The 25,698-nt window shown below is 47.9% G+C and carries 23 protein-coding genes; 5 read left to right on the plus strand and 18 right to left on the minus strand.

Annotated elements, in window-relative coordinates; translation table 11 throughout:
* Positions 1-178 precede the first annotated feature (178 nt).
* From N7U64_RS06810 to N7U64_RS06840, 7 genes are all read right to left on the minus strand, one after another.
* Positions 179-868 (minus strand): hypothetical protein, encoded by a 690-nt coding sequence (locus N7U64_RS06810; RefSeq protein WP_318928966.1) that lies wholly within the window; start codon positions 866-868, stop codon positions 179-181.
* 33 nt (positions 869-901) lie between these two features.
* On the minus strand, positions 902-1,621 hold the full coding sequence (locus N7U64_RS06815; protein WP_290828336.1) for a hypothetical protein: 720 nt from the start codon (positions 1,619-1,621) through the stop codon (positions 902-904).
* Between the two features lie 16 nt (positions 1,622-1,637).
* Positions 1,638-2,339: a hypothetical protein gene (locus N7U64_RS06820; RefSeq protein ID WP_318928969.1), complete on the minus strand. Its 702-nt coding sequence runs from the start codon at positions 2,337-2,339 to the stop codon at positions 1,638-1,640.
* Positions 2,340-2,355: 16 nt separating this feature from the next.
* The gene (locus N7U64_RS06825; protein ID WP_318928970.1) at positions 2,356-3,924 is read right to left on the minus strand and encodes a S8 family peptidase; all 1,569 of its coding nucleotides are present in this window, start codon (positions 3,922-3,924) and stop codon (positions 2,356-2,358) included.
* A 156-nt stretch (positions 3,925-4,080) separates the two neighbouring features.
* Positions 4,081-5,691 carry a S8 family peptidase gene (locus tag N7U64_RS06830; protein WP_318928972.1) on the minus strand — a complete coding sequence of 537 codons (1,611 nt, stop codon included), beginning with the start codon at positions 5,689-5,691 and terminating at the stop codon, positions 4,081-4,083.
* Between the two features lie 163 nt (positions 5,692-5,854).
* Positions 5,855-9,154 carry a hypothetical protein gene (locus N7U64_RS06835; RefSeq protein WP_290828345.1) on the minus strand — a complete coding sequence of 1,100 codons (3,300 nt, stop codon included), beginning with the start codon at positions 9,152-9,154 and terminating at the stop codon, positions 5,855-5,857.
* A gap of 533 nt (positions 9,155-9,687) precedes the next feature.
* Positions 9,688-10,101 (minus strand): hypothetical protein, encoded by a 414-nt coding sequence (locus tag N7U64_RS06840; RefSeq protein ID WP_290828347.1) that lies wholly within the window; start codon positions 10,099-10,101, stop codon positions 9,688-9,690.
* A gap of 165 nt (positions 10,102-10,266) precedes the next feature.
* Between N7U64_RS06840 and N7U64_RS06845 the strand changes: the two genes are divergently transcribed.
* A complete protein-coding gene (locus tag N7U64_RS06845; protein ID WP_376778098.1) occupies positions 10,267-10,512 on the plus strand; it encodes a hypothetical protein in 246 nt (81 codons plus the stop codon).
* Between the two features lie 67 nt (positions 10,513-10,579).
* On the opposite strand, the gene N7U64_RS06850 is transcribed toward N7U64_RS06845, so the two are convergent.
* The 7 genes from N7U64_RS06850 to N7U64_RS06880 form a co-directional block, all read right to left on the minus strand.
* On the minus strand, positions 10,580-11,428 hold the full coding sequence (locus N7U64_RS06850; protein WP_318928976.1) for a pirin family protein: 849 nt from the start codon (positions 11,426-11,428) through the stop codon (positions 10,580-10,582).
* Between the two features lie 132 nt (positions 11,429-11,560).
* Positions 11,561-11,992 (minus strand): helix-turn-helix domain-containing protein, encoded by a 432-nt coding sequence (locus tag N7U64_RS06855; RefSeq protein WP_012371518.1) that lies wholly within the window; start codon positions 11,990-11,992, stop codon positions 11,561-11,563.
* 118 nt (positions 11,993-12,110) lie between these two features.
* A complete protein-coding gene (locus N7U64_RS06860; RefSeq protein ID WP_318928980.1) occupies positions 12,111-13,625 on the minus strand; it encodes an SdrD B-like domain-containing protein in 1,515 nt (504 codons plus the stop codon).
* Between the two features lie 149 nt (positions 13,626-13,774).
* Positions 13,775-14,098 carry a four-helix bundle copper-binding protein gene (locus N7U64_RS06865; RefSeq protein WP_290828355.1) on the minus strand — a complete coding sequence of 108 codons (324 nt, stop codon included), beginning with the start codon at positions 14,096-14,098 and terminating at the stop codon, positions 13,775-13,777.
* Positions 14,099-14,231: 133 nt separating this feature from the next.
* Positions 14,232-14,654: a hypothetical protein gene (locus N7U64_RS06870; protein WP_012371521.1), complete on the minus strand. Its 423-nt coding sequence runs from the start codon at positions 14,652-14,654 to the stop codon at positions 14,232-14,234.
* 7 nt (positions 14,655-14,661) lie between these two features.
* On the minus strand, positions 14,662-15,084 hold the full coding sequence (gene fabZ, locus N7U64_RS06875; RefSeq protein ID WP_012371522.1) for a 3-hydroxyacyl-ACP dehydratase FabZ: 423 nt from the start codon (positions 15,082-15,084) through the stop codon (positions 14,662-14,664).
* 27 nt (positions 15,085-15,111) lie between these two features.
* The gene (locus tag N7U64_RS06880) at positions 15,112-15,408 is read right to left on the minus strand and encodes a DNA-directed RNA polymerase subunit beta (RefSeq protein WP_290828359.1); all 297 of its coding nucleotides are present in this window, start codon (positions 15,406-15,408) and stop codon (positions 15,112-15,114) included.
* Positions 15,409-15,715: 307 nt separating this feature from the next.
* Here N7U64_RS06880 and N7U64_RS06885 point away from each other — a divergent pair, with 307 nt between their 5' ends.
* Positions 15,716-17,086, plus strand: a complete 1,371-nt coding sequence (locus tag N7U64_RS06885; RefSeq protein ID WP_188005036.1) for a copper amine oxidase — start codon at positions 15,716-15,718, stop codon at positions 17,084-17,086.
* 86 nt (positions 17,087-17,172) lie between these two features.
* Complete coding sequence (locus tag N7U64_RS06890) at positions 17,173-18,105, plus strand: class F sortase (protein ID WP_318928982.1); 933 nt, start codon at positions 17,173-17,175, stop codon at positions 18,103-18,105.
* Positions 18,106-18,138: 33 nt separating this feature from the next.
* On the opposite strand, the gene N7U64_RS06895 is transcribed toward N7U64_RS06890, so the two are convergent.
* The 3 genes from N7U64_RS06895 to N7U64_RS06905 all read right to left on the minus strand — a co-directional run bounded on the left by N7U64_RS06895 (position 18,139) and on the right by N7U64_RS06905 (position 20,422).
* Entirely contained in the window at positions 18,139-18,735 is a 597-nt protein-coding gene (locus N7U64_RS06895; protein ID WP_318928983.1) for a hypothetical protein, read from the minus strand.
* A gap of 132 nt (positions 18,736-18,867) precedes the next feature.
* The gene (locus N7U64_RS06900) at positions 18,868-19,191 is read right to left on the minus strand and encodes a winged helix-turn-helix transcriptional regulator (RefSeq protein WP_290828367.1); all 324 of its coding nucleotides are present in this window, start codon (positions 19,189-19,191) and stop codon (positions 18,868-18,870) included.
* Between the two features lie 73 nt (positions 19,192-19,264).
* Complete coding sequence (locus N7U64_RS06905; protein WP_290828369.1) at positions 19,265-20,422, minus strand: AI-2E family transporter; 1,158 nt, start codon at positions 20,420-20,422, stop codon at positions 19,265-19,267.
* Between the two features lie 282 nt (positions 20,423-20,704).
* On the opposite strand from N7U64_RS06905, the gene N7U64_RS06910 reads away from it, so the two are divergent.
* Together N7U64_RS06910 and N7U64_RS06915 are read left to right on the plus strand one after the other, a co-directional pair.
* Positions 20,705-23,248 (plus strand): ATP-binding protein, encoded by a 2,544-nt coding sequence (locus tag N7U64_RS06910; protein WP_318928986.1) that lies wholly within the window; start codon positions 20,705-20,707, stop codon positions 23,246-23,248.
* Positions 23,249-23,355: 107 nt separating this feature from the next.
* Entirely contained in the window at positions 23,356-24,219 is an 864-nt protein-coding gene (locus N7U64_RS06915) for an NAD(P)-dependent oxidoreductase (protein ID WP_318928987.1), read from the plus strand.
* A 695-nt stretch (positions 24,220-24,914) separates the two neighbouring features.
* Here N7U64_RS06915 and N7U64_RS06920 read toward each other — a convergent pair.
* The gene (locus tag N7U64_RS06920) at positions 24,915-25,697 is read right to left on the minus strand and encodes a flagellar hook-basal body protein (RefSeq protein ID WP_290828375.1); all 783 of its coding nucleotides are present in this window, start codon (positions 25,695-25,697) and stop codon (positions 24,915-24,917) included.
* Between the last annotated feature and the right edge of the window lies 1 nt (position 25,698).

Raw genomic sequence — 25,698 nt, forward strand, 5'->3', positions numbered from 1 at the left:
CCCACGTTCCCTTCTATTATACGTTGCTTGTTTCCTATGTAACTTCATGAGTTCTCGTTACTATCGGTCAAATAAAAACGATCTTACAGTCGAGTATACTGAAAATTACGGGTGAATTGTCAAAAACGGGAAAAGATGAAAAAAAGAGTCTACCGGTTGGCAGACTCTTTCGTCCGTATTAATATGACATTTGACTTGAGACAGTGTACATTTTCTTTTTTGCATTGTATTCGAGCATGACAAATTTTTTCTGTTTTGTCGAAGTCGGGAAGACATATGTTTTAAACTCTGATTTAATCGCAAGTCCTAAATCGATCTCCTGCTTAGTTTGGACAGATGTCATATCAATTGAATCCAGTCCTGTCCATTCGCCCAATCCTTTTCCTGACAATACACCATCCAATTGTTTTTCAGTCATTCCTGTTTTAATTTTCGCGCCTTTTGCAAGTTTCATCTTACTTTCACGCGCGCCTGTCGAAGAGTCACGGAACAGATCAAGCGACTTCGATGTCAAACGATAAACCGAACTATTTTTCTTCGTCATGAACATCAGCGTCGTAATATCAGAAGGCACGATTTCCTTTTTGTCATAAAAACTATAAATCGTCGTCTTTTGACCTTGTGTCGTGCTCGTCGCCTCTGCTTTTTGCTTGAGGACGGTCATTCCGTTCTTTTTCGTTAATTGTTTTTTATAGTCTTTTCCGTAAAGAACTTTTGCTGCCTGTTCAATCGTCATCCCATTCTTCAACGTCTTGAATTGTGTCGTTACCTTTGTTTCTTGTTTCGTTGCCGCTTCTGCTGTTCCGGCGATCAGTGTTGATCCGGCGATTAATACCGCGATTGTGAGTTTACCAAATGTTGTCGTCATGTGTGTTCACTCTTTTCTGTTTTAATTTAAGGTTTAGTCTAGTTCTTGATCACTCGAGAAGGTCTCAGCGCCACTGACGCGATAGTTTTTTTTATCTAAATCAAAGGCCATCTCAATTCGCAACCGCTCGTTCGGATGATTGGTCCGGAAAAGATAGACTTTCCCTCGTCCTTTCCCTTGACCCAATCCCATTCTTTCCATGTCCCGCTTGGACAGCGTATGACTGAAATCGGCTACTGACCAGGTCATCCAGTCGCCAAGTCCCTCTCCTATCAACACTTTATCGAGTTGCTGTTCCGTCATACCATTCTTAATTTGTTTTCCTCTTTTCAGTTGCTTGTCGCTTTGCCGGACGCCCATCGGATTTTCCCCACGGAAATCAAGTGACTTTAAAGCTAAGCGGTATACCTTTCCCTTCGGTTTGACCGTAAAGAAGAACGTCATATAGTTTTTCGAATCACCTGTTTTCTTGTCGTAAATCATGTAATAGAGGAAATCCATCTGCTCAGATGTATCTTGCTTCGGTGACTTTTCCTTCAGAACTGTCCGTCCGTTCTTTTTCGTCAACTGATTTTTATAAGTCTTACCATATCGTTGCTTTGCAAACTCGGTAATGGTCATTCCTGTCTTATATTTCGTGAAGGCGGTCGTAACTTGTTTTTCCTGTTTGGTCGCCGCCTCGACAGGATTGATTACTAGAGTTGATGTCATGAGCGACACCAGGACAGCGTATTTCAACATTCCTTTTAACATGAAAGACTGCTCCTTTTCACTTCATTTCAATCGGGAAGATAGAAAAGTTATCTAACTTATACTGCTTGCTTCGGTCGTCAAATCCCATCGTCATACTGATTTGTTTCTTTGGATTCGAACTTTTAAAGACATACATTTTAGCTTGTCCCCGGTAGTCATGCTCTTTTTGTTGCTGTTTGGTTTGAACAGCACGATAATTCCAAGACCAACGCAGCGCTACCATGCCCAATCCTTTTCCGGACAAAAGCTGATCGAGCTCTGCTTCCGTTTCTTCTCCCTCAATATGTGTCACATGTCGGAGCATCCGAGTACTTTCACGTAAACCAGTAGTCGTATCTGCTACAAACTGCAGCGTCTTTTCCGTGAGGTAGTATGTTGTTTTGTTCTTCTTTGTGTAAAATTTAAGCGTCGTCACTTGGGATAACGTCTTTGATTGGTCATAAAACGAATATTGCCGTGACCGATGACCTTGTTCATTCTTAGCCCAATCTGCTTTTTTCTTAAAGACCGTCGCTCCATTCGTCTGTTTCAAATGTTGTTTGTAAGATGGACCGTACATGACTTTGGCGACCTGCGTCAGTGTCAGACCAAATTTAAACGACCGGTAGTCTTTTAATACACTTTGCTCTTCCTTGGATGCCGCTTGTCCATCGAGTGTCCCGCTTAAGCAGAGAACACCGATGACCAGCATCAACACCAGTTGTTTCAAAACTCTCATACTGTCCCTACTCTCTTCATTTCAGTAACCGCACAGCTTTATCCGCATCGAGTCGCCCGTATCCGTATGACGGATCATATCCTTTGGCACCAAGATCCTGTGCTGATTTTTTGAGAATCGCTTCCACTTCTGATGCTTTGATCGTCGGCTTCAGACTGTAGAGGAGACTCGCGACACCGACGACGTGAGGGGCTGCCATCGAAGTCCCGCTCCAAAAAGCGGATTCGCCGTCACTGAGATAACTCGGGATGTCTTGTCCCGGAGCGACTAAATCCAGTCCCTTGCCATAGTTTGAGAAGGACGACCGTTTATCGAACCGGTTCGTCGATCCGACCGAAAACGCATACTGGGACCGGGCCGGATACGACAATTTACTTTGCCCTTCGTTCCCGGAAGCGACAATGACGAGAACCCCTTTTTTCTTCGCATAGGCGAGGGCGTCTTCAATTGCCCGGGATGAGAAACCACCGCCGATGCTGATATTGATGACTTTGGCTTTTTGTTTGACGGCATGTAAAATGCCTTTCGCAATATCCGAGTTCAACCCGTAGTTGTCTTCCCCCAGCACTTTGATCGGAATGATCGAAGCCTTGGCATTGATGCCGGACATACCGTACGTATTGTTACTGTTCGCCGCAATGATACCGGCGACATGCGAGCCGTGCCCGTGATCATCAATCGCGAGTTGACGGCGGTTGACGAAATCGTAACCGAGGTCCATCCGGACACGTCCGGCAAAGTCCGCGTACGTCGGATTGATCCCGGTATCGATGACCGCGACGAGCACCGTCGATTGTTTTTTAACGGCGGTCCGTTTCTTCATCGCATCGAAGTTGATATCGGCGCCTTTGACGCCACCGCGTTGCCCTGTATTGTTTAGTGACCACTGATACGATTTAAAGACGTCGCCTCCGAGTCCGTGCATCTGACTGTCGAGCTCGACGTACGCAACCCCACTCGCTTTCGCGAGTTGCTGTTTCGCCGCCAGTGCCTGCATGACCGTCCGGTACGTGAACTTCTCCAGTCCGAGACCGGCGTCAATCGTTTCGTGTTTGACGGCTGCTGTCTTCTCGGACAGTTGTTGTTTTTGGCTGCTCGTACCCGTCATCTTGACGACGAGGCTGCGTGACTTCGCGACCGTTCTCGATTGACCAAGCGACTCCCGAAGCGGTTGCAACCGTTCGAGCTTAAACGGCACGACAAACGACGTATTTTTCTTCCCTTCGATTTCTATGTATTGACGACCGCTCCAACTGAGCGGGAAGACTAGTGACTGATCCGTGATTTGATCGTACCGGCCGTAGACGAGTTGCCGTTTGTAATCGGATTGTGACTTATACACGGTGACCGCTTCCGTCTCGTCGGCAGCAAATTTCAGATGGGTTCCGCCTGTCAGGTAGGTTTTCGTGTCAAAGTAGAACAACGCTTTTCCTTTACTGTCAAACTTTCCTTTGATGTAGGCTTTCTTTGTTTTCGTGTCCAGCGTCGGTAATTTTTTTGCGCCGGTACCTGCTGCATCTATTTGCATCGGGATCATCGTCCCAAGGAGACCTACTACTGTCAGTCCTGCCATCCATTTTTTCATTTTCCCGCTCCCTCATCCATCTTTTGACCTATACAACCAGTATAATGGAAAATTTTACGCTAAACACCTAATTTTTACGTTCAAAGCAATTTTTTTCTGCTTTTTAACCACGAAATAAAAAAGCGAACCCAGTATCAACTGGATCCACTTTTAGTTTCATTTGATATAGCTCGCTGCCTGGTCGGCATTCAGACGCCCGGAACCATACGTCGTATCATATCCTTTCGAACCCAGGTCTTTCGCTGATTTCTTGAGGATATTCTCCACGTCCGTTGCCTTGATGCTTGGTTTGAGACTGTACAAGACGCTGGCGACTGCTGCGACGTGTGGCGCTGCCATTGACGTCCCACTCGCAAAAGCCAACTCTCCATCGGCGAGATAACTTGGAATCGAAACGCCGGGTGCGACGAGATCAAGTCCTGTTCCGTAGTTCGAGAACGAAGCCCGCTTATCCGTCCGGCCTGTTGCACCGACCGAGAGGACATATTTCGAACGGGCCGGATACGATAATGCTTTTTTGCCGGCATTACCGGAAGCCGCGACGATCAACACATTTTTACTTTTCGCATAAGACAGTGCCGACTCGACCGCTTTCGAAGATGTATCGCCACCAAGACTGAGATTGATGACTTTGGCGCCTTTTTTGACCGCATAATTGATGCCACTGACCAAGTCCGATGTATAACCGGCACCGTTCTCATCAAGCACTTTGATTGGAATAATCGCGGCTTTCGCGTTAATGCCTGTCATGCCGTACGTATTGTCCGTACCCGCTGCAATGATACCGGCGACATGCGAGCCGTGACCGTAATCATCCCATGCGGTTTTTGAACGGTTGACGAAATCGTAACCGAGATCCATCCGGACTTTCCCGGCGAAATCCGCATAACTCGGATTGACACCGGAATCGATGACCGCAACGAGCGTCGTCGACTGTTTCTTCTTCGCGATCCGTTTTTGCATCGCCGTCAGACCGATATCCGCTCCTTTGAGACCTTTTTTCTGACCGGTGTTCAACAAGGACCATTGGTGTTTCTTAAAAGCATCGGCTCCGAACGCTTGAATCGGTGTATCGTATTCGACGTACGCCGTCGTACTCGACTGCTCAAACTTCTGTTTCGCTACTTTTGCTTCCGCCGCTGAACGATACGTTAACTTTTCCAGACGTAATTCCGGAGCGACCGCTTGGACCGACTTGGCACCGATACTGCTACCACGTACCATACCGGCTTTCGTTTGGACGATGAGGGCCGTTGCCGTACTCGCTTTTTCTTTAACAGAGGAACTGCCGGTCAGATCAATCGGTTCGTACCGCGACACACTGAACGGGACGGAATATGTATCGCCCGGATATCCTTCCAACACCAAGTACTGCCGGCCACTCCAGCTGAGCGGGAAATACATCGTCTCGTCATTGCGCTGGAAATATCGACTGTAGACACGTCCGGCATCAATATCGGTTTTACTTGTGAACATCGTGCCATAGACATCCCAATCCAAATCAAATTCAAGATGGGTCCCGTCCTGAACAAAGTCTTTTGCATCCATGTACCAGATATCAAATCCGTCTTCATCAAATCGTCCTTTCATCGGTGTTCCTGCATAACTACCATGAAATGTCGGCAAGGCTTTTGCTTGTTTAATTTGTTTTGTACTGACGGTTTTCTGTGTTGGACTGACGGTTTTTTGTTGATCAACTGCTTCCCCGTTAATGCTGAATCCCATCAACAAACCGGCTAAGAGACTTCCTGTAATGATTTTTTCCATTCCTTCACTCCTTCAATTGTCTTAGGTCCATACACCTATATACCCATTATTTTTGGAATAATGTGGGATATTGCAAATCATTTACCTCATTCGTTTATTTATATAGAAGGAAAATACAAAAAACACCTTTCATCCATTCCTGGACGAAAGGTGTTCGAGGAGATTAGTTTAATCCGAGAAGAACTGCTTTCTCGTAACCGCCAGTCAAGACTGAGTTGTCGTATGACTGAAGATCTTTGTTGACGACGATGACGTTCGACAACGTTTTGAGTGTACCAGCCGGGACTTTGATCTTAACGATATCCAGTCCATTTGATACATTGTCATCCGAGTCAGCAAGCGAAATGCTTGTTCCGACCGGAAGTGCTTTTCCGTTCAGGATATAGTTCGCTGTGCTTGTCGCATCGTACATACCAGAGTATTGAACACCCTCTGTGAACTTGACGCGGATGACGTCTTTCTCGTTTTTCTCGTTCGCTGATACTTTAACGATTTCGAACGGTGTCAAGACTGGTTTAACAGGCGTTTTCATGAGTTTGAAGTCATGTGTCGCTGTTGCAACCGTGTTACCGACATCATCAGACAATGATTTGACGACGACTTTCCAGTCTTCGCCGTACCCTTCCATGTCGACGAGTTTTTGCAGGCTCTCGTTTGCTTTGACTTGGAAATTTTTGTCCGTTGTATCCGTGTACTTGACGACAGACCCGTCAATCGTAACGATTTTTCCATCTTTGTTCTTACCGATGAATTCAACTGTCGTTTTCGGAGGCAAGACGATACCGTCCGCATTGATGAGTGGCGTGTTGTACTCATCGAGGTCACGGATTTTCACCGGCTCGCTCATCATGACAACGAAGTCGTTTGTCATTGGTACGCGGTCGATTGTGTTGATCTCAGCACTCTTCAGGTCCGGCGTGTTGAGCGGCGATCCTTCATAGTTAAGGTCAAGGACTAACGCGTCGTTCTTCTCACCGTTCGCTTCGGCCTGGATAGCACCTTTTTCGAGCGTGATGCGGAACTTATCGTTATAGTAGTTTTCTTTCGTGTTGACTGTATCGTAGATTTCTGTCCAATCTTTCATCAACTCGATGACAGCTTCGCCCGTCTCTTTGTTATAAGACGTGACATTGACATACTTGCTGAAGTCTTCGTATTTCTTCGTGTTCGAGTTGTAACGCTCAAACTTCAGTTCGTTATCAAGCAGTGCAAGGATATTCGCATTTTTGAGGCCTTTGCTGAACATCACGCGGAATTGCTCAGGTGACTCAACGACGACGCCGGCTGTCGGTTTGACTGTATCTGCCGCAACCGTGAAGTCGAGGTTTTGTGTCGTTCCGATGTTGCTTTCATCTGAAAGTGCTGCGAAGTCCATTGTATCCCAGACTTGAAGCGAGTGTTTACCTGCAGCGAAGTAACCTTCTTTGACACCTGGATAGTTGTCATCGAGCATGATACGGACTGTATCACGGCGATCGACACCAGTTTTGTTGTCAAATCCGTAATGGATGACTTTGAAGTACTTCTCTCCGTATTGACCGTCGATTTTGAATTTCGCAGAATCGACCGCTTCAGAGAATTTCACTTCGAGTTGATTCAGACCGACTGCTTTAACAGATGTGACTTCAGCAGGACGAGCATCCGTCAACTTGAAGCTTGCTTTTGATTTCACTTCTGTATCCGTGCTGCTCGTGATTTTGGCGACGAGCTTAACGACTGCATTGTCTTGGAGTGGTGTTTCTTTGTCCAGGATCAATTCGAATGCTTTCGGATTCGAAGGAATCGCTTTCACACCGATGACACGTTTCATACCGTCAAATTGTTCAATCTGGATGTTGTCGTTTGCGAGGTAATCTTCTTCGTGAAGACCTTGCATGACTTTATCAAGTCCGAATGATTTGAGTAAGAGTTCACGTGAAACGGCTTTATCAAGGAAGACCGTCACGCGATCTGCCTGGTTCGATTCAGCTGCAAGAACGTTGATCATCTCGATCGGAGCCGGAGTCACAGCGATTGTGCTGAACTTGACTTTCGTCTCTCCTGAAATCTTACCGATGAGGTTTTTGTAGTCGCCTGCTGCCGTTTCGATGATTTCTGCACGGATCATGGCTTCGAGGTCCGTGTTGCTGAACTCTGAAGTAAGCAGTACCGTTGCTTTTCCGTCTTGGATTGTCACGCGGTCTTTTGCAAGAGCACCGAATGATGTTGATAATTTCAAGACGATATCGTCTGCGTTTTTGTCGACTTCACCCGTTGCTTTGTCCTTGAGCAAGAACGTCACTTCTGTGTTGTCGGCTCCGTTTGCGACGATTGTCGATGCTTTCGGTGAAACTTCCAGCATCCAGAGGTTTTCAACGCCTTGTGTCATGAAGCTGATTGAACCGAGGTCACGAGCGACGCCGCCGATCATGATGCCTTTCGCTTCCACTGCGTAGTCTTTATCGTACTCAAGGCCTGACACGTCGAGGAGTGCTGATTTTTTGTCCGGGCTGAGGGTAACAGCTGTAACTGTTCCGCCTGCGATTTTGAAGTTTTCGACTGATGCGCTGTCAACGGCACGTGAGAACGAAACTTCGACTTTTTTGTTGCCGATTGCTTTTGCTGATGTCAGCATCGTGTTCGCTACTGTGAAGTCCATTGCTGCTGATTTCACATCGCCGACTTTGACGACATAGCTGTGTGTGCCTTCAGGGATTCCGCCTTTCGAAGCCATGAATTTCCCGTTCGAAAGCGATCCTTTGACGACGATCGGTGCTTTTGACATATCTTTACCCGGGTAGATTAAGAGTTCTGCCATTGCGCCTGCCGCTGCGTACATGACGTCCGCCTTAACAGAAAGTGTCTGATCGTCGACGCTTCCCATGACGTTCATGATGTTCGCTGCTTTGACTTCATATTTGATTGAACCTGTCATGACAGAGTTCGCACCTTTGTATGAATAAGCAAGTTTATATTTGCCGGCTTTTGAAGTATCCGGTGTTTTCAGGTTGAACTTGCTGATCGGACGTTTGACGATGATACCCGATTTATAACGAATGCTGATTGTGCTTGGAAGAACAACTTTCCCTCCGACTGCAACTGGTTCGAGGACTGGTTCGAGGACATCAACCGGATAGTTCTGAAGTTCTACTTTGAGGACTGCTTTTTTAGAAGTACCGGCAACTGTGCCGTACAAGACTTGGAACTTGTTGATGTATTTCTTCTCAAACTTCACGGTACCGTTCCACTTCACTGAACGCATTTCGTACTTGCCGTTTGTGAGCTTGACTTTGACCTTTTTAGGCAACGTCAATTTCTTAACAGCGTACTTGTCACCGCCTGCATGTTTCATCAAAATTGGAGCGATGTATTTAACAGAGACCTTCGAAGCCGCGTCAGCAGCAACCGGTGCGACGACAGATGCAGTGACTGCGAGTGCAGCTGCAGCAGCGTACAATTTGTTTGATTTTTTCGTGTAAGCCATGTTTACAATTCCTCCTCTTGTCTTTCAAAACTAAATGCGACAACCCCAACCAGATAACCTACACTTAAAGTAAATATTTACAAATATTTTACTTTAATCCATTCAACAAAGTCCCTGCCTTCTTCGGAGGAATACGTTCTGTTTCACACGCCGATCCATCGCCTATTCAGTAGACGATCGTCAGTGATCCATTATGTATCCAGTTTGGGATGAACAGGAACATGCTGTCGAACGCCTTACAGGTAAGGCATTCGGTATGTCATAGGTTCGTACCAAGCCTCACTTTGAAATCAGTGAATCACTCAGCTACAGCTCAAATATACAAAATTCAGAAACTAACGACAATAGGTTTTTTGTAAAAATTAGGTGAATAGTAGTAACTAGTAAAATATATTTACAGGTCGTATATGGAAATTGAGAAAATGGTCATACCTTTTTAAAAAAACGCTTACATTTTTATCGAATTTCACACTACTTAATGTTTTTCTGAAATATAATGAAGCCGTCACGAATTGTTCGTGACGGCTTCATTATCAAGATATACTCTGATTCGCTTGCTCAACTGCCTCTAAAAATGTTTCCCGTTGAAACCGGTGATCCGCGTCCGCCGTCAGTTCGATCATGTCCCCGAGGCGACGCAATTGAATCGGCAGACCCCGCCCGATCCATTCGAGTTGTTGCTGGAGATGCCGTCTCGCCCGGTCGACCGTATGTCGTTCTGCTGCCGTGAACTGCCGTAAGTATTGCAGGACATAACCGAGTCCGAACTCGATTGGAATCCGCAATTCAGCCCCCTTGTCCTTGATCCGGATCAGACCCGCTCCGTAATGGATCGCCCGTTCCCACTCCTCACTGATCCGTTCGTACCAGTTTCCGTTTGTCAGACAATGTGTTTCCAGTGCGCCTTTCGGACCACTCGGCATGACGCTGAAGTAATCGATTTTCATCCTTCTTCTCCTTTTCCATAAAAAATAGGATGAATCCTTGATGGACTCACCTTACATGACAGGTCAGGAAGTTGGATTGTTCGAAAATCCTGCTGATAAAAAACACATCATTCAACATCGAAAAAGCTTTTCGAATACGCTATACTGAATACGGGAATGGGAGGAATGCTCGTGGCGATTATCATCTTTTGCCTCGTATGTCTCTTCGCATATCGTATCCGCAAGCTTCCCGAAGCGATTCGGACGATCTTACTCATCCTCGGTTTACTCAGTGGATGGTTCGCGCTGTTTGAGATCATCAGTTATTTAGAAGCGAACCCTTACCTGGCCGCGATCCCGATTGCACTCGGGCTCGGTTACTGGTTTTGGCGCCGCAAGAAAAAACGGACGACCGGTTCTGCCTCAAATTGAGGTCGAGCGGTGTCCGCCTATCGATCACACAAGACCAGTCCGATCAACGGAACTGGTTTTTTTGTCGTTACAGGACGGCCGGTGGTCCGAATTTTCCGTCATGGTAATCGCGGTATGCGTGACGGATCTCGTCTTCCGTGTTCATGACGAACGGTCCGTAGGCAATCGTCTCCTCCCGGATCGGTTGGCCGGAGTAAATCAGGACCTTCGTCCGGCTGACCGCCGTCAGCGCAAGTGAACTGTCCCCTGCTGCCTGTTCGTCAAACGTCAATGTCGCGGCCATCGTCTTCGAAAGTCGGGTTTTGCTTGTCCCGACTTCCAGTTCGCCGGCTAAGACATACAAAAAGGCATTATGGTTCGTCGGTAAGAGGTGCTCATACGTCGTACCCGGTTCCAGGAAGATCTCACTCATCGTAATCGGGACAAGACTGTCGAGCGGTCCCGTCACGCCGGCAATCTCACCGGAATAGACGCGGACGTGTCCGCCGTCAAACGTCACGACTGGGGCTTGTTCAAGCAACACGTTTTGATACGATGTCGTCGTCTCTTTCAAACGCTTCGGTAGATTAAGCCATAGTTGCAACGTATGAATCAAATCGTCATCGACCGCTTCTTCTGCATGCCGAGCCGCCCAGCCTGCATTCATGTACTGGATGTCTCCGGCATCTAAAATCGAGTGCCCGCCATGGTTATCGATATGTTCGAGCCGGCCGTCGATGACATACGTGATTGTCTGAAAGCCGCGGTGCGGATGATCGGAAAATGTCCCGCGTTTGAACCAGTCCTCCGCCATCAGGATAAACGGATCAAACTCGTCTTTGCGGTCCGGTGACAACACCCAGCCTTGCTGGACATGGGGATAACCGTTTTGTTGATACGTCACTTGCCAATGATTCTTGATATCACGTTCGAACATTTTTCCAACTCCTCCACTTATGATGCTTTCATTGTCGCATAGCCTGTTGCGGAAGCCGTACTCGTTTGCTCGTCAGAGTTTCCATCCAAAAGAAAAACGACTCCGGTTGACGGAATCGTTTCAGCACTTCGATTAAAGACGTGACGCCTTTTGTTCGAGGACGGCAATCTTCTCTTCGATTTCTAGCAGCTTCAGTTCATGTTCGAGTTCGAGGCGACGTTTTTTCCGTTTCAGTTGGCTCAGTTCTTCTGCGACCGACTCCGGTGACGCTTCCGGACGTGGTGGTGCTGACTGATCCATCGACTGACGGAGCGGATCAAACAGGTTTGACTTGGCAAACTTCGCCGCTTCCGGACCAAACAGGTCGTTGATGATCGGCAAAACTTTATTCATCGCGTTGCCCGGGATCTGTGACTTCTCGTCAACCAGACGTTTGAGTGCCAGCTCGTCGACCAAATACCCTTTACCGTCCTGTTCCGCATGTAATTCGCCTGTGCGGATCCAGCGGCGGACCGTCTCTTCCGATACGCGTAACAATTCACTGATCTGTTTTGTCGTTAACATCGTAATCCCTCTTTCCCATTCATTTGATACCCTTACTATACACACGTGTGTGCGTGTGTGTCAATCAATACACACATCAAAAAAGCCCTCCGAACCGGTGTGGTCCAGAGGGTTGTCCTTATCCTGCGCGTCGTAACAATAACCAGAGTCCGACGACTGCCAGTCCTGCTCCTGTCGCTGCGTACGGGAACGGTTTCTCTTCCCCTGCTTGCGGGAGTCGTTCACCGGACGCATTGCTATTGCTTGTGCTTGTCTCCGGATTGTCTGCTTTGACTTCCGTAACCGGTGCTTGCGCCGGTGTAGTCGATGTCTTCGTCGGTTGCGGCGTTGGTTTCGGTTCCACGACCGGTTTCGCCTTCTTGATTTCAGCAAGCAGGAAATACCCCATCGTCTCATCCGTCAACGTGACCGAATCCGTCGTTGCTTTTCGTTTGAACAGTTTGAGGAGTTCATCGTATCCCGGGAATTCTTCTTCGTCTTCATCCGCCATACCGACAGCAAGTGCTTCCGCTCCGGCTTTCGTCAATTCGAACGAATCCATCATGTCATCAAGCGAGACGTGGTGCATCGCTTCGACTGTGTACCCGGCAGCGACTTCCGTTTTCACTGTGTATGTACCCGGTGTCAACTCGATCGACAAGGCATCGTCTTTTCCGACTTCTTCCGTGTAGACGTCTTTCCCCGTGATGGCATCCGTAATCGTATAGGTCGCAGGAATCGTCTGCTCCGTGTAACCCGGAATCTGATCGTTATTGGCATCGAGGAAATTCGTGACGATCAGAAGATTCGCCATGTCCACTTCTTCGTCTTCGAGACCGTAGAGACCGGCATCAACCTGAACGATGTCCCCTGCTTGCAGCTTCACTTTTGCCATGTCCTCTTCGTCAAGATCCGAATCGATCGTCGGATCTGTTCCTTCGTGTTGAGGAGACGTGTAATAGTACCCGATGTCCATGCCATACACTTCAATGTAATACGTGCCCGGTTTGATGTCCTTGAACGTATAGAATCCGTCTTTCGTGTAAACTTCCTCGACGACATCATAGTTTTTATTTAAGAGGTACACCGGGACGTCACTGATCCGTGTTTCTTTTTCCTGACGGATCCCGTCTTCATTTTCGTCAAACCAGATGATTCCGTTGATGATTCCCGTCGTCGCCTTTACCGGCTCTTCCTTGACGGGTTCCGTTTCCGGCTTCGGTTCTTCCTTGACCGGTTCTTCTTTCACGGGTTCTTCTTTGATTGGTTCTTCCGTCGCCGGCTCCTCCGGTGTCGGTTTTTCTTCCGGTGTTGGTTCCGTTGTCACGGGTTCTTCCGGTGTCGGCTCCGCTTTGACTTCACGGCCGAATTGAATCAAAATCGTCTTCGCCTGATCCGTCGATGTGACTTTCACGACAGGTGCCGTTTCCGCTGTAAATGTGACGGTCGGGTTTTTGGCGATATCAATCGCTTCTCCCGTCAATCCGCCTTCAAAAACCAATTCCGTTTCAGATTCAAGATTGACTGTTCCTTCTCCCGTGAACGTCAGCGTATACGGATTCGTTCCCGTTCCGGTGACATCCCATGCAGAGATCGTTTCTGCATGAGCTGGTGTGATGATACCAAAGACAAGCAGACACGCTACTATGTACATTCCAATTTTTCGCATTATGTTTGTTTTCGCTCCAATCTAAAATATGTGTTACCTAGATTTTAAACAATAAAGGGAAAATAAACCACCTGATTTCCGAAATTTGTTCAAGAAAAAAGACGACTGTCCCTCAAAAAGGGTCAGTCGTGAGATTACACAAGTGAATCACAGGCTTTCGCACACGCTTCACAGGCTGCAGCACATTTTTGACAGTGATCATGATCATGTTTCGAGCATTCTTCGGCACAGGCTAAACAGATTTCCTTACAGGCCGTCGCAAGCACGGCGACGTTTGGACTGTTTCGGACGATTGCCTGGCTGAGCAGGCTGCAAATGTCGGCGCAGTCCCGGTCAAGACGGATACAATCCGTCATATGAGTAACGTGGGATTCATTCAGACAGGCGTCAAAGCAAGTGTTACAGGCGACGATACAGGCTTCGAGTGTCTTTAAAGCTTCCTGGTGTGCTTCATGCATATTATAGTTCCCCCTTTAAAGTGATGACTACGTAAACGATATTATTCTTTTTCCCCTGTTACCCTCTCTTAAAAACAAAAAAAGAACCATACGATAACCGGGGAACAACTGGTTATCGTATGGTTCTTTTCCATTAACGGACGACTTCAAGCGGAATTTCAATTCCACGTCCGGCGCCGGCATCGATGATGAGGACCGGCAAGCGGTTTTCATCGAAAACTTCTTTTTCAATCGTCGTATCCGACGTGTACGTTCTGATTTCCCCCATCTTTTTCGCCGTAAACGAAACGAAGGGGAACGGAATCGACTGATTGGCGACATCCAGTCGAATATCGACCTGTTGGTCATCAAGCCGGATGTCGTTTGCTGTCCGAATCGTCAGACGCATTCGATCGTTGTCCGTTGCTGAAATCTGAGCCGAGATGTTTTCCGTTTGTCCAGCACGTGTGACAGGATCGATGATGACCGTCGGGGAAGCAGTCTCCACCTCGTCAGCACGCTGACAACCGGGAATGACAAGCAGCGAGATTGCCAAGGGAATCAGCAAACGCTTCATCACAGATTCACTTGATTGCGAAAGTCAGTTCAGCAGTACAGGCGACTTCCCCATCGACTGTTGCTGTGGCACGCCCTTTACCGATCGGTCCACGCAGTTTCGTCAGTTCGACTTCCAGTCGGAGCTGGTCACCGGGAACGACCTGACGCTTGAAACGACAATTCTCGATTCCGGCAAAAAAGGCCAGTTTACCTTGATTTTGTTCCATCTTCAGAACAGCAAAGGCACCCACTTGCGCCAACGCCTCGACAATCAACACACCGGGCATGACGTTGTAATCCGGGAAATGGCCGTTAAAAAATTCTTCATTCGCCGTGACATTTTTAATGCCGACGGCCCGCTTTCCTTCCTCGACTTCGAGAATCCGGTCGACGAGCAAAAAAGGATAACGGTGTGGAATGACTTCCTTGATTTGTTCGATCGTATACATATAGCGCAGCTCCAATCACTGGTTAATTTAAGATTGTGTCCAAAAATCGGTGATGCGGGTCCAAGTGTCGAGCTTGAGGACATCCATCGCTTCGCCACCACCAAGTGTCGCATATCCAACCATTGCGCCGATCACTAACGCAACGACAATAAGAAGAACAATGATCAACAAACGAACAATAATCGGAACGCGACGTGAAGAATACTGACGTAATTTTTTACGTTGCTTCGGTTCCTGTTCTTGCGGCTGTTCGTTCTTGACCTGTTGATTACGTTTCAGACGTTCACGGGTCGGTTGGTCCGTTCCGGCTTGATTTTGTACCATCTTGATCACCTTTCATTGGTTCAGTCTAAAGAACAGTATAGCATATTAGTACCTGGTATTAAATAGTTGCAGTTCAGCTACAAAACGGTTCTTTTTTTAAGTGTAACATGCACAAACGATGAACTTGTAAAAAAAGTTTTACATTTTGTATATATAGAAGAAACAGAACAGTCCGGTCTTTTTTTAAAAATCTTTTTCGATTTTTCAATCCAATTTAAATCCGGGTGCGTATGCTGTTCAGAACGATACAGACAACAACTACCAGATACAAAGTAGATAACACCCAAATTTGAGAGGATGAGACAAGATGAAAAACACGAAAAAATTCGCAGCAACAGCAATGGCAGCAGCACTCGTATTACCAGGAACGGCAGCATTCGCTTCCGGTGGCGGAGACGACATGAAACATGAGGAGAGCGCGAAGAACGTCACGGTCAAAACAAAAGCCGCTGACCTCCGTGCAACACTCGATCAGTTACTCTCTGAGCACTTCGTGCTTGCCGTCATGGACATGAAAAAACAATATGACGGATCAAAAGATGCAAAATATTATGAAGCAGCACTTAAACAGAACGCACTCGACATGACACCGGCGATCGCTTCTGTCTACGGCGACGAAGGCGCAAAACAATTCGAAAAAATCTTCGTTGACCACAACAAATACACAACGGATCTCGTCAAAGCCGTAAAAGCGGACGATCAAGACGGCATCAATGCTTCGAAAGCAGAAACAGAAGAGTTCGTTCAAGATCTCTCGAGCTTCCTCGACACTGCAACAGAAGGTAAACTGCCGAAGGCAGCAGCGGAAGAAGTTCTCCGTGCCCATGAAGCAGACGTCTATAAAACATTCCAACAATATGCAGCTGGTGACTACGAAGGATCGTACAACACGTTCCGTGAAGGTTACAGCCGCATGTATGATATTTCAAAAGCACTCTCTGTTGCGATTACAACACAGATGCCTGAGAAGTTCGACAACACGAAAGCTGATACAAAAGCAGCTGACCTCCGGTCAACACTCAACAGCCTTGCAGCTGAGCACGTGGCACTTGCCAACATCAGCATGACAGCTGGTGTCGATCAAGCGAAAGACTACGATGCAGCAAACTGGGCAGAAGACATGCACACAGCTGACTTCAAAGCGGCTATGAAATCGGTCTACGGCCAAGCGGGGGCGGATCAATTCGAGCAAGTTTGGACGAAAAACCACATCGAAGCACAAGCGAACCTCGTCACAGCAGCCATCAACGACGACAAGAAATTGATGGGTGATGCACAAGACATGCTCAAAATGTTCTCGAATGACTTCGGTGCGTTCCTCGGAGCGGCAACAGAAGAGAATCTTCCGACAAAAGCAGCACAAGAAGCAGTCTCTGGTCATGAGACATACGTCCAAGATACGTTCATGCAGTATGTCGAAGGCGACTACAAAGGATCAGCTGACACATTCCGTGAGTCGTATGCTTACATGTACGGCGTCGGTGAAAACCTCGGTGAAGCGATCGTCAAACAATCACCTGAGAAATTCATGGATGGTACACCAGGTTCAATGCCGAACACAGGTAACGGCGGCATGAGCGACAACAACACAGCTGGAACGACTGGTGCGATCGCACTCTTCGGTCTCGCACTCGGCGCAGCTGGAATCGTGCTCGCACGCAAACGTCAAAACGCATAAGAATTCGGGTATACTAAAAAGGATAGCGCCTCGGCACTATCCTTTTTCTGTGTAAGAGGCTTTGTCTCGGAAAGGAGTGACGTGTCTTGAAAAAATGGTTATTACCGGTCAGCATCCTGTTGATGCTCGTTTCAATCGGTACGTTAATTTTTCTACTGATCGGAAACACGAAGGAACCGAAAACGAATATCACGCAAGGCGATGTCAAAACTGAGTCTGCGGCATCTTCCGAGACAAAGGAAGACCCACTCAAACCATCTGAAATCTTTAAAAAAGAATTCAAGAGTCTGTCGACGAACCAGGTCGAATTGCCGAAAACATTGACGATTGATCCACTCAAGGTCAAAACGAACATCGAACAAGTCGGTCTTGATAAAAAAGGTGCCATGGGGACGCCGAAAAATGAACAACAAGTCGGGTGGTATAAGTTCGGTCCCCGTCCGGGTGATGTCGGAAACGCCGTCATCGATGGGCATACGGATACCAAGACCGGTCCCGCTGTCTTTTATCAGCTACACGAACTCAAAAAAGGCGATAAAATCAACATCAAGGATGAATCAGGACGAAACCTTGTCTTCCGCGTTAAAAAACTGGTCGAGTACGGTCACCTTGATGCACCGCTCGAAAAAATCTTTGGTGCTTCTGATCAGCGAAACCTGAACTTGATCACATGTATCGGGACGTATGATGAAAATGAAGGCACGTACGACAACCGTCTCGTCGTCTTCACCGAACTGGATCAAAAGGCATCCGACCCGGTCAAAACGCCGCCAAAACCAGCGACGAATGTCCGTGTCTCAGGTGGATTCGTGAACTGGTATGCCTCGACTGATGATGAGGTCGTCACGTATAACATCTATCAGGAACAAGACGGAAAACGGAAAAAACTTGGTTCGACGGAATCAATCGAACGAAAAGCCTTCCCGTTACCGCAAGATACAACCGGACGTTTCATCATCACGGCTGTCAACAAAGCCGGGATTGAATCCGAAGAAGCGTTCAGTGCCGTTCAAAAATAATCCGACTGACCGACTCCAGTACATAGGAGCCGGTCAGTTTTTTTGTTGATTCAACGAAACACGCAGTTGTTTTTCACCTGATTGTGTTTTGTACAGTAAATCAAGATGTCCCGTTGTCAGTTCTTTCTGTTCTGTCTTGATGAATAAGACGCCTGTCCGTTCTTCTCCTGCACGGTACGTGCCGACAAGCGGGTGTTTCTCATGCAAAATGGCAGTTCTTTTACTGTTCGTTTCATACTCTCCGAGTTTGTTCGATATTTCAATCGAATCGTCCGATTGATTTTGAATCGTTACAGTCAAAGCCAGTAATCGATCTGCCCCTGTTCCGACTTGGACCAGTTTTTCTTTTGAGACCAGCACTCGTAACAAGGGTGTCGTCCGGACTGTCTCCCGCTGTTGCATCGCTAACGTTTCGACTTCCAGTCCACCGAGTGTATACTGAATTCCGACCCGGTTTTCCCGATCAAATTGTTTCAATTGACCTTCATCCCATTTTTGCATGACTGGAATCGGATTGGGCTCGATCGGTTCAGAGTCCTGTTCCCACCCGACGACGGGAATAACCCACTTGACGATGACAAAAATGACGCATACCGGTATCAGGACATACAATAGGATTGTTTTTTTCACTCCGATTCCTTCTCTCCTACTCTGACGTCAATGCTGTTGCTTTCATTATGTCGGTTTCGATTCAATAATTATACATTTTTTCACAATTGTAATAACGAAAAACCCCTGAGCCATTGCTCAGGGGTAACTTCCTTAATAAGTGATATGTTGTTTACTCCAAGCAATCGATTCCTTGAATTGCCGGACGAGTTCTTCCGCCGGTCCCGTCAAGGAATACGCGAGTCCGTGGACTTTTTCCGACATCTGCTGTAAGACGAGTCCGTCTTCAATCAGTTCCTGCAACTGCTCAAGAATCTGACCGTGTGACTGATCGATGCGCTGTTCAATCTCCCCGATTGTCAATGCTCCATCCCGCAGGATATAGATGACACTCGACTTGAGACTATTTTCGAAATTGTGCTGAAACTTTTGGAGGGCCAATAAATCAGCCTGTTCTTCTACGTGACGTTGATCCATCTGACACATACCCCTTTCGTGACACAATCGACTACGTTCTCAGTATGACGGAATTGCCGGCAAAATTCAAAAGTCAGTCTTTTGTCGTCACGATCGTATTAAATGTCTTATCGTCTTCTGCGATGACCATCTTCTTTTGCGACCGCAGGTGATACAGACGACGGATGTTCAGGATGACGACCTTCATGACGGCGTAGAACGGAACACCGAGCAGTACACCAAAGAATCCGGCGATGTTTCCGGCGACGAGCAGGACGATGATGATCGTGAGCGGATGGACATCAAGCGTCTTCCCTTGAACGAGCGGTGACATGATGTGCGAATCAATCTGTTGCGCGACCGTCATGACGATGACCGCATAGATCGCAAGAATCGGATCCTGGATGAACCCGACGATCAAGGCGGGTACGACGCCGATGACCGGACCGAGGAACGGGATGATGTTCGTCAACGTCGCAAACAAAGCGAGTAACAGCGCGTAATCGATACCGATGATCAAGTAACCGATATAAGCGATGATGCCGACCCCGATACTGACGATGACCTGGCCGCGGATGTAACTCATGATCGTCAAGTGGACGTCATGCAGAATTTTTTTCGTTTCTTTATGGTACTCAAACGGCATCATCTTAACGAGATTGCCTTTCAGCTTATCCCCGTCAAGCAACATGTAGATCAACATGATCGGAATGATGACGATCGTCACGACCGTCGTCGTGATGACACTGACGAACCCGCCGACACCGGTTCCGATGTTTTTCAGGAAGGTCGAGGCATACTCCGAAACATTCCCGGAAAACTTATTAAACAGATCATCCTGTCCGCTGAGGAACCGGGAGAAGAAGGCACTGTTTTCAAGTTGATCCCGGACATCAATCAGCTGACGCTGGAACTGGGAAGCGAGTGTCGGAATCGAATTGACGAATTCCGTAATCTGATCCGATAGCATCGGACCGAAGATGAACCCGAGCGCCGTCAGGATACTGACGAGTCCGAGCAAAACGAGAATGACGGCCGGGCGCCGTTTCATCTTCTTCTCGAGCAGCTCGACAATCGGTAGCAGGACATAATACAGAATACCGGCAATTGCGAGCGGCGGAACGACCATCTGCAGTAAAATCGCAATCGGCCGGAACAAGAACGTCACATGATTACCGATCCAGACGATAATCAGCAGCGTCATGATCCACCAGGCACCGCGGTACCATTTGTTTTCGAACATCTTTTGCATCTTGTCACTTCCTTATGATTAAAATGAGGACTTCTCCTTCATTAGATTCCCTTTATCCCGATGCTTCTAATCCTTATTTTCAAAAAATAGTTGAAGGATTGTTTATTCGATTCCTTCATAAAATGTCGCTTGTGTTGTATTCATTCTTTAAATCCAGTAATTAAAATATCTTTTTTGCATCTTTGCGTGTTAAAGTTTGATGAATGCCTGTTTTATTAAGTAAGATAAAAATACTGGATTAATTCTTTGAACCTTAGAAAATAACATACGGAGGATAAACAAGTGAAATGGATTAATCAAAAAATCGGTCGCCAGTTGATGTTTGCCTTTTATATGGTTTTCATCGCGCTCAGTCTGACGTCAGCGATCGTCTATACTTATACGGAACGAAAGATTGACCAGACGAATGCCACATTCGATGATTTACGGGAACGCCGGACGAATGCCAATACATTAGCCAACGAATGGACACTTGTGCAGAGCAATGTGAAATCGTATGTGCTGTTCGGTACACCAGAAATACTCGATACGATCAAAGCGAATCAGCGGGAAATCAATCGTTTGACGACCTGGTTCGAAAAAAATGCCATTTACGAACAAGGAAAGGAATATGCGGTCGCGACCCGGACGCTTTATGACGATTACTTCGGGACCGCCCTTCCGCTGTTGACGGAGTATGTCGCCGGTAAGAACGACGGATCAATCGACGAGACATTCCTTGTTCCAAAAACCCTTGCTTCCTTATCAAACGGCGATGATTTGTTTAATGAGAACGGCACGTTAAAAGGCTCCAACAGCCAACTGACGACAGATACGGATGCTGCCGGCATCGATACATTGCTGAACAATTACTTAAACTTGATTCAAAACAAAGAGACGGAAGCGAAAACGAACCTGCTCGGTGAGATGCGGGTCGCTCAGTTCATTTGGCTGTCCAATCTCGTCGTCCTGATTATCATCCTGTTACTGCTCGTGCGACCGTTCATCAGCCGGGTGACGAAGCAGGTTAACACGTTATCCCGTGACAGTGCCCTGCTCGCAAGCGGAGAGGACATCAACACGATTCCATTACCGAAACGTCAGGATGAGCTGTATATCTTAACGACATCCTTTAACCGGATGGCGACTTCGATCGCCGACAATAAAGTCCATATGCTGGCGAAAAACGAAGAGTTACAAGCGCAACAGGAAGAGCTCGTCGCCCAGCAAGAAGAGTTGCAGGCGCAACAGGAGGAGCTCGAAGAAGCACTCGAAATCACGTTGCGCAGCGAACAGCATCTGAAATACCGCAATGAACTGACGGAGACACTCGCGTCACGCGAGACGCTGACGGCGTATCCGGAAATCATCGAAAAACTCGTCGCCATCACCCACTCGGAAATCGGTGCCCTGCTGTTCCTCGACCAGCATGACGTCCGCTCGACGATTGAGTACGGGATGACGGAAGAGATGGTCGGTCAGCTCGTCAAGGACGATCAATCGTTGTTCCACCGGGCCCGCGTCTTAAAACGACCGGTCCATTCGTCAAAACAAGTTGCTCATGACAGTCCGTTGCCGTATCCGTACTATATGTATGAGGTTGCCGTTCCGATCCTTGATCCGAACGAAGAACAGATCATCGCCTGCGTCTACCTCGTCCGGTACCGGGATGCCTTCACACCGGAACAGATGGGTGACATTCTGTCGTTCTCGCACCAGTTGTCCCTCTCACTGATGCGGATGGGAATTTATGAAAAAATGATGCACGAGAAAAATAAGACCGGCCAACTCCTGAACTCGATCCGGGAAGCCGTCGTCTACATCGAACACGAATCCGACGAACTGCTTGTCAACGAACCGTTGATGAAACTGTTCCCGGAAGTCCAGACGGAGTACCAGGACGACAGTAATCTGTCCTCGTTCCGCCAGGCGATGTCGGCACTCTCCGCCATCATCGATGAACCGGAACCGTTTGAACAGTATATCGAACAAATCGTCGAACAGAACCTGCCGAAAGACAGTCTTCTCGTCTCGATCCGTTCACACAGTGCCTACATCCAGATTTACGCGGAAAAAATCCAGATCAATCAGGTCTGGGTCGGTACGATGCTCGTCTTGCGCGACGTCACGAAAGAGACGGAAGCGGACCGGATGAAAGAAGAGTTCGTCTCGACGGTCTCGCATGAACTGCGGACACCGTTATCCTCGATTTACGGCTTTACGGAACTGATGCTGAACCGGGAAATCGATCCGCCGAAACAACGCAAGTACTTGACGACGATCCACTCGGAAACGGGACGTCTGACGACACTCGTCAACGATTTCCTCGATGTCCAGCGGATGGAATCCAGTGAACAGCGTTATCAGATGGCAACGTTTGATGTCGTTCAGCTGGCGGCAGAATTGATTGACTTCCATGACGCTTCCCATACGACGCACGAATTGTCGTTTGAAGCTGTCGGACCGATCATGATTGATGCAGATGCGGAAAAAATCAAACAGTTGCTGAACAACCTTCTCAGCAATGCGATCAAGTATTCACCGGATGGCGGGAACGTCGCGATTCGCATCGAAAACCACGACGGCTTTGCGGAAATCACGATTCGTGACCAGGGAATCGGGATTCCCCAAGAAGCGATGTCGAAGTTGTTCGATAAGTTTTACCGGGTCGACAATTCGGAGACGCGGAAAATCGGCGGAACCGGACTTGGCCTGTCGATTTGTAAGGAAATCGTCAAGCACCATAACGGGACGATTGATGTCGAGTCGACGATCGGTGACGGATCGACGTTTACGATCCGCTTCCCGATTGCGGTCATCTCGACCATCCTCACGTATGAAGAATAAACTGACGTGCCTTTGTCATTCGACAAGGGCACGTTTTTTTGTCAGGTTACGGACTACGGCAGGACGGGTATTAGGAGAAGAGCTGAAAAACGAAGGGAGTTTTAGACATGGCATTAGGTTGGATTGGATTAGGTCATATGGGAGTGCCGATGGCGTTACGTCTCAGACGAGCCGGGCATCCGATCAACGTGTATAACCGGACGGTCGAGAAGACGGAGTCTCTCGTCAAAGAAGGGGCTGTCGCGCTCGAATCGCCCCGCGCCGTCGTCGAACAATCGGACATCATCTTTCTGATGCTCGCGGATGGTCCTGCCATCACGGCCGTCTTCGAACAGGAAAACGGTCTGCTGGCAAGTAAGCTGTCGGAGAAAACCCTCGTCAACTTGAGTACGATTTCACCGGAACAATCGGTGTCCTTTGCGGAACGGATCGAACAGGCCGGCGCAACGTATCTCGAAGCACCTGTCTCCGGATCCGTCGGGGTCGCGGAAGCCGGTCAACTCGTCCTGCTGCTCGGCGGAGACGAACAGACGATTGCCGCCTGTCGTCCCTACTTCGAAATTCTCGGTAAGGAAAGCATTCATTTCGGTGCTCACGGAACAGGGAGTTCGGCCAAACTTGCCATCAACCTCCTGCTCGCACTTGTCGGGGAAGGTGTTGCCGAGACGCTGTTGCTCGGCGAACGGGCCGGACTCGACAAAGAGAAGCTGATTCAGCTGATCGGAGCATCCGGAATGAACACACCGCTCTTCCAAGGGAAACAGACGATGTACCGGGACGAACAGTTCCCGCCTGCGTTTCCGCTCCGCTTGATGGCAAAGGATCTCGGTTTGATCACGGAAGAAGCGAAACGATTGACGCTCGACCTGCCACTGGCAGCGACAGCACAGACGCAGTATCAGCATGCCTTGGAAAGTGGCCACGGCGACGAAGACATGGCAGCTGTGTATCTATCATTAAAGCAGCGGTAACCCTGGAGCAACCAAAATCAGGCGAGACTATTCCCGGTTCTTATAACGGAAGTAGTCTCGCCTATTCCTGGTGGGGTAAGCCATCACTTTTATCCATTAAATCAACTGACGAAGCAATGTTTGACTCGTCTCACGCATCTAAGAGGGCATGGAGTCATCATTAACACATTCATCAAACAATTAACAGACAATAGCGCGTCATGGATGAAAATGGAGCTTTCGTCATATATATATGCGTATACGACTCATCGAAGGTCGATGAAAGATGCGAACGAATGTCTCGGCAGGAATGACTTCGGCGCCGGGGCGTAAATAATTCTTCTCTTCTTGAATCGAAATCCAATAATAACTGTAATGGTTGTTCCGTAAAGATGGTCACTTGACAGTCGATTTCAAGCCGCTGGTAATAATCGAAGACACACTGACGAACGAATAAGGCTCTCTCATGAGTAATCATATGTGCCGCCCTTCCATTCACTTATCCAACTCGAATAGTGAATATTCAAAAAAACTAGTACATGACATATTCCTATTTAATAACTATTACCCTGTTTGATCTTCTAATATCGAAGATCAAACAACTCGTCCCTTCTTTTGACTCCTGCAGCATACGTCAAAAAGAGCGGACAGCATCCGATTTTCATCGCTTCTGTCCGCTCTTTCTAGAAATCCTGTTCATAGATCACCATTCAACATTATTTCAGTGACGTCACGATTCCCATCATCTGATCCGATGTCGTCAAGGCTTTTGAATTAAACTGGTACGCCCGCTGAATCTGCGTCAGGTTCGTCATCTCCGTCGCCATATCAACATTCGAGGTCTCAAGCGTTCCAACCGTCAACGGATTTCCCGTCGCATTCTGATATTGTCCTGCCGTCGTATAGAGACCGCCTCCGACATCGGTCAATTCACCATGGTTCGGAATATCGGCGACACCGATCCGGGCGAGAACACGTCGTTCCCCGTTCAGGACGCCGGTGATGTTGCCATCTTTGTTCAGTTCGATGGACGTCGCATTGTCCGGGAATGTAATTGGTTCGTTCGCCTGATTGATGACCGATCGTCCGGCATCATCCGTCAACAGGACTTGACCGTTCGCTTGCGGGGACAATTCAAAATTACCGTCACGTGTAAACTTCGTCACGCCGTCCGCATCAATCACACCAAAGAAATGGTGTGGATTGCTGAGGGCTGCGTCAAGCTTCCGTCCGGTATTTTGGAACGTCCCGGTTGCGAAACGTGTCGCTTCATTCGCGACGTATCCGCCGACGCCGAGGCGCAGGCCAGCAGGTGTCGTCAGCGGTCCCGTCGTCAGTCCTGCCGGTTGATTGTTCAGGTTACGGACGAGCAGTTCATTGAACTGGGAATCCCGCCGTTTGTAGCCGTTCGTATTGGCATTCGCCAAGTTATGTCCGGTCGTATCGAGCTGCTTTTGGAGCTGAGCCATCGTACTGGCGGATGTATAAAGTGATTGCATG

Source organism: Exiguobacterium sp. K1 (genome assembly GCF_033721435.1).
Taxonomy (GTDB): domain Bacteria; phylum Bacillota; class Bacilli; order Exiguobacteriales; family Exiguobacteriaceae; genus Exiguobacterium_A; species Exiguobacterium_A artemiae.

What these genes read in the sequence shown, in the direction of transcription:
- N7U64_RS06810 (WP_318928966.1), bottom strand. Translation starts at nt 868, where the DNA reads ATGACGACAACATTTGGTAAACTCACAATCGCGGTATTAATCGCCGGA.
- N7U64_RS06815 (WP_290828336.1), bottom strand. Translation starts at nt 1,621, where the DNA reads ATGTTAAAAGGAATGTTGAAATACGCTGTCCTGGTGTCGCTCATGACA.
- N7U64_RS06820 (WP_318928969.1), bottom strand. Translation starts at nt 2,339, where the DNA reads ATGAGAGTTTTGAAACAACTGGTGTTGATGCTGGTCATCGGTGTTCTC.
- N7U64_RS06825 (WP_318928970.1), bottom strand. Translation starts at nt 3,924, where the DNA reads ATGAAAAAATGGATGGCAGGACTGACAGTAGTAGGTCTCCTTGGGACG.
- N7U64_RS06830 (WP_318928972.1), bottom strand. Translation starts at nt 5,691, where the DNA reads ATGGAAAAAATCATTACAGGAAGTCTCTTAGCCGGTTTGTTGATGGGA.
- N7U64_RS06835 (WP_290828345.1), bottom strand. Translation starts at nt 9,154, where the DNA reads ATGGCTTACACGAAAAAATCAAACAAATTGTACGCTGCTGCAGCTGCA.
- N7U64_RS06840 (WP_290828347.1), bottom strand. Translation starts at nt 10,101, where the DNA reads ATGAAAATCGATTACTTCAGCGTCATGCCGAGTGGTCCGAAAGGCGCA.
- N7U64_RS06845 (WP_376778098.1), top strand. Translation starts at nt 10,267, where the DNA reads ATGCTCGTGGCGATTATCATCTTTTGCCTCGTATGTCTCTTCGCATAT.
- N7U64_RS06850 (WP_318928976.1), bottom strand. Translation starts at nt 11,428, where the DNA reads ATGTTCGAACGTGATATCAAGAATCATTGGCAAGTGACGTATCAACAA.
- N7U64_RS06855 (WP_012371518.1), bottom strand. Translation starts at nt 11,992, where the DNA reads ATGTTAACGACAAAACAGATCAGTGAATTGTTACGCGTATCGGAAGAG.
- N7U64_RS06860 (WP_318928980.1), bottom strand. Translation starts at nt 13,625, where the DNA reads ATGTACATAGTAGCGTGTCTGCTTGTCTTTGGTATCATCACACCAGCT.
- N7U64_RS06865 (WP_290828355.1), bottom strand. Translation starts at nt 14,098, where the DNA reads ATGCATGAAGCACACCAGGAAGCTTTAAAGACACTCGAAGCCTGTATC.
- N7U64_RS06870 (WP_012371521.1), bottom strand. Translation starts at nt 14,654, where the DNA reads ATGAAGCGTTTGCTGATTCCCTTGGCAATCTCGCTGCTTGTCATTCCC.
- fabZ (WP_012371522.1), bottom strand. Translation starts at nt 15,084, where the DNA reads ATGTATACGATCGAACAAATCAAGGAAGTCATTCCACACCGTTATCCT.
- N7U64_RS06880 (WP_290828359.1), bottom strand. Translation starts at nt 15,408, where the DNA reads ATGGTACAAAATCAAGCCGGAACGGACCAACCGACCCGTGAACGTCTG.
- N7U64_RS06885 (WP_188005036.1), top strand. Translation starts at nt 15,716, where the DNA reads ATGAAAAACACGAAAAAATTCGCAGCAACAGCAATGGCAGCAGCACTC.
- N7U64_RS06900 (WP_290828367.1), bottom strand. Translation starts at nt 19,191, where the DNA reads ATGGATCAACGTCACGTAGAAGAACAGGCTGATTTATTGGCCCTCCAA.
- N7U64_RS06905 (WP_290828369.1), bottom strand. Translation starts at nt 20,422, where the DNA reads ATGCAAAAGATGTTCGAAAACAAATGGTACCGCGGTGCCTGGTGGATC.
- N7U64_RS06915 (WP_318928987.1), top strand. Translation starts at nt 23,356, where the DNA reads ATGGCATTAGGTTGGATTGGATTAGGTCATATGGGAGTGCCGATGGCG.
- N7U64_RS06920 (WP_290828375.1), bottom strand. Translation starts at nt 25,697, where the DNA reads ATGCAATCACTTTATACATCCGCCAGTACGATGGCTCAGCTCCAAAAG.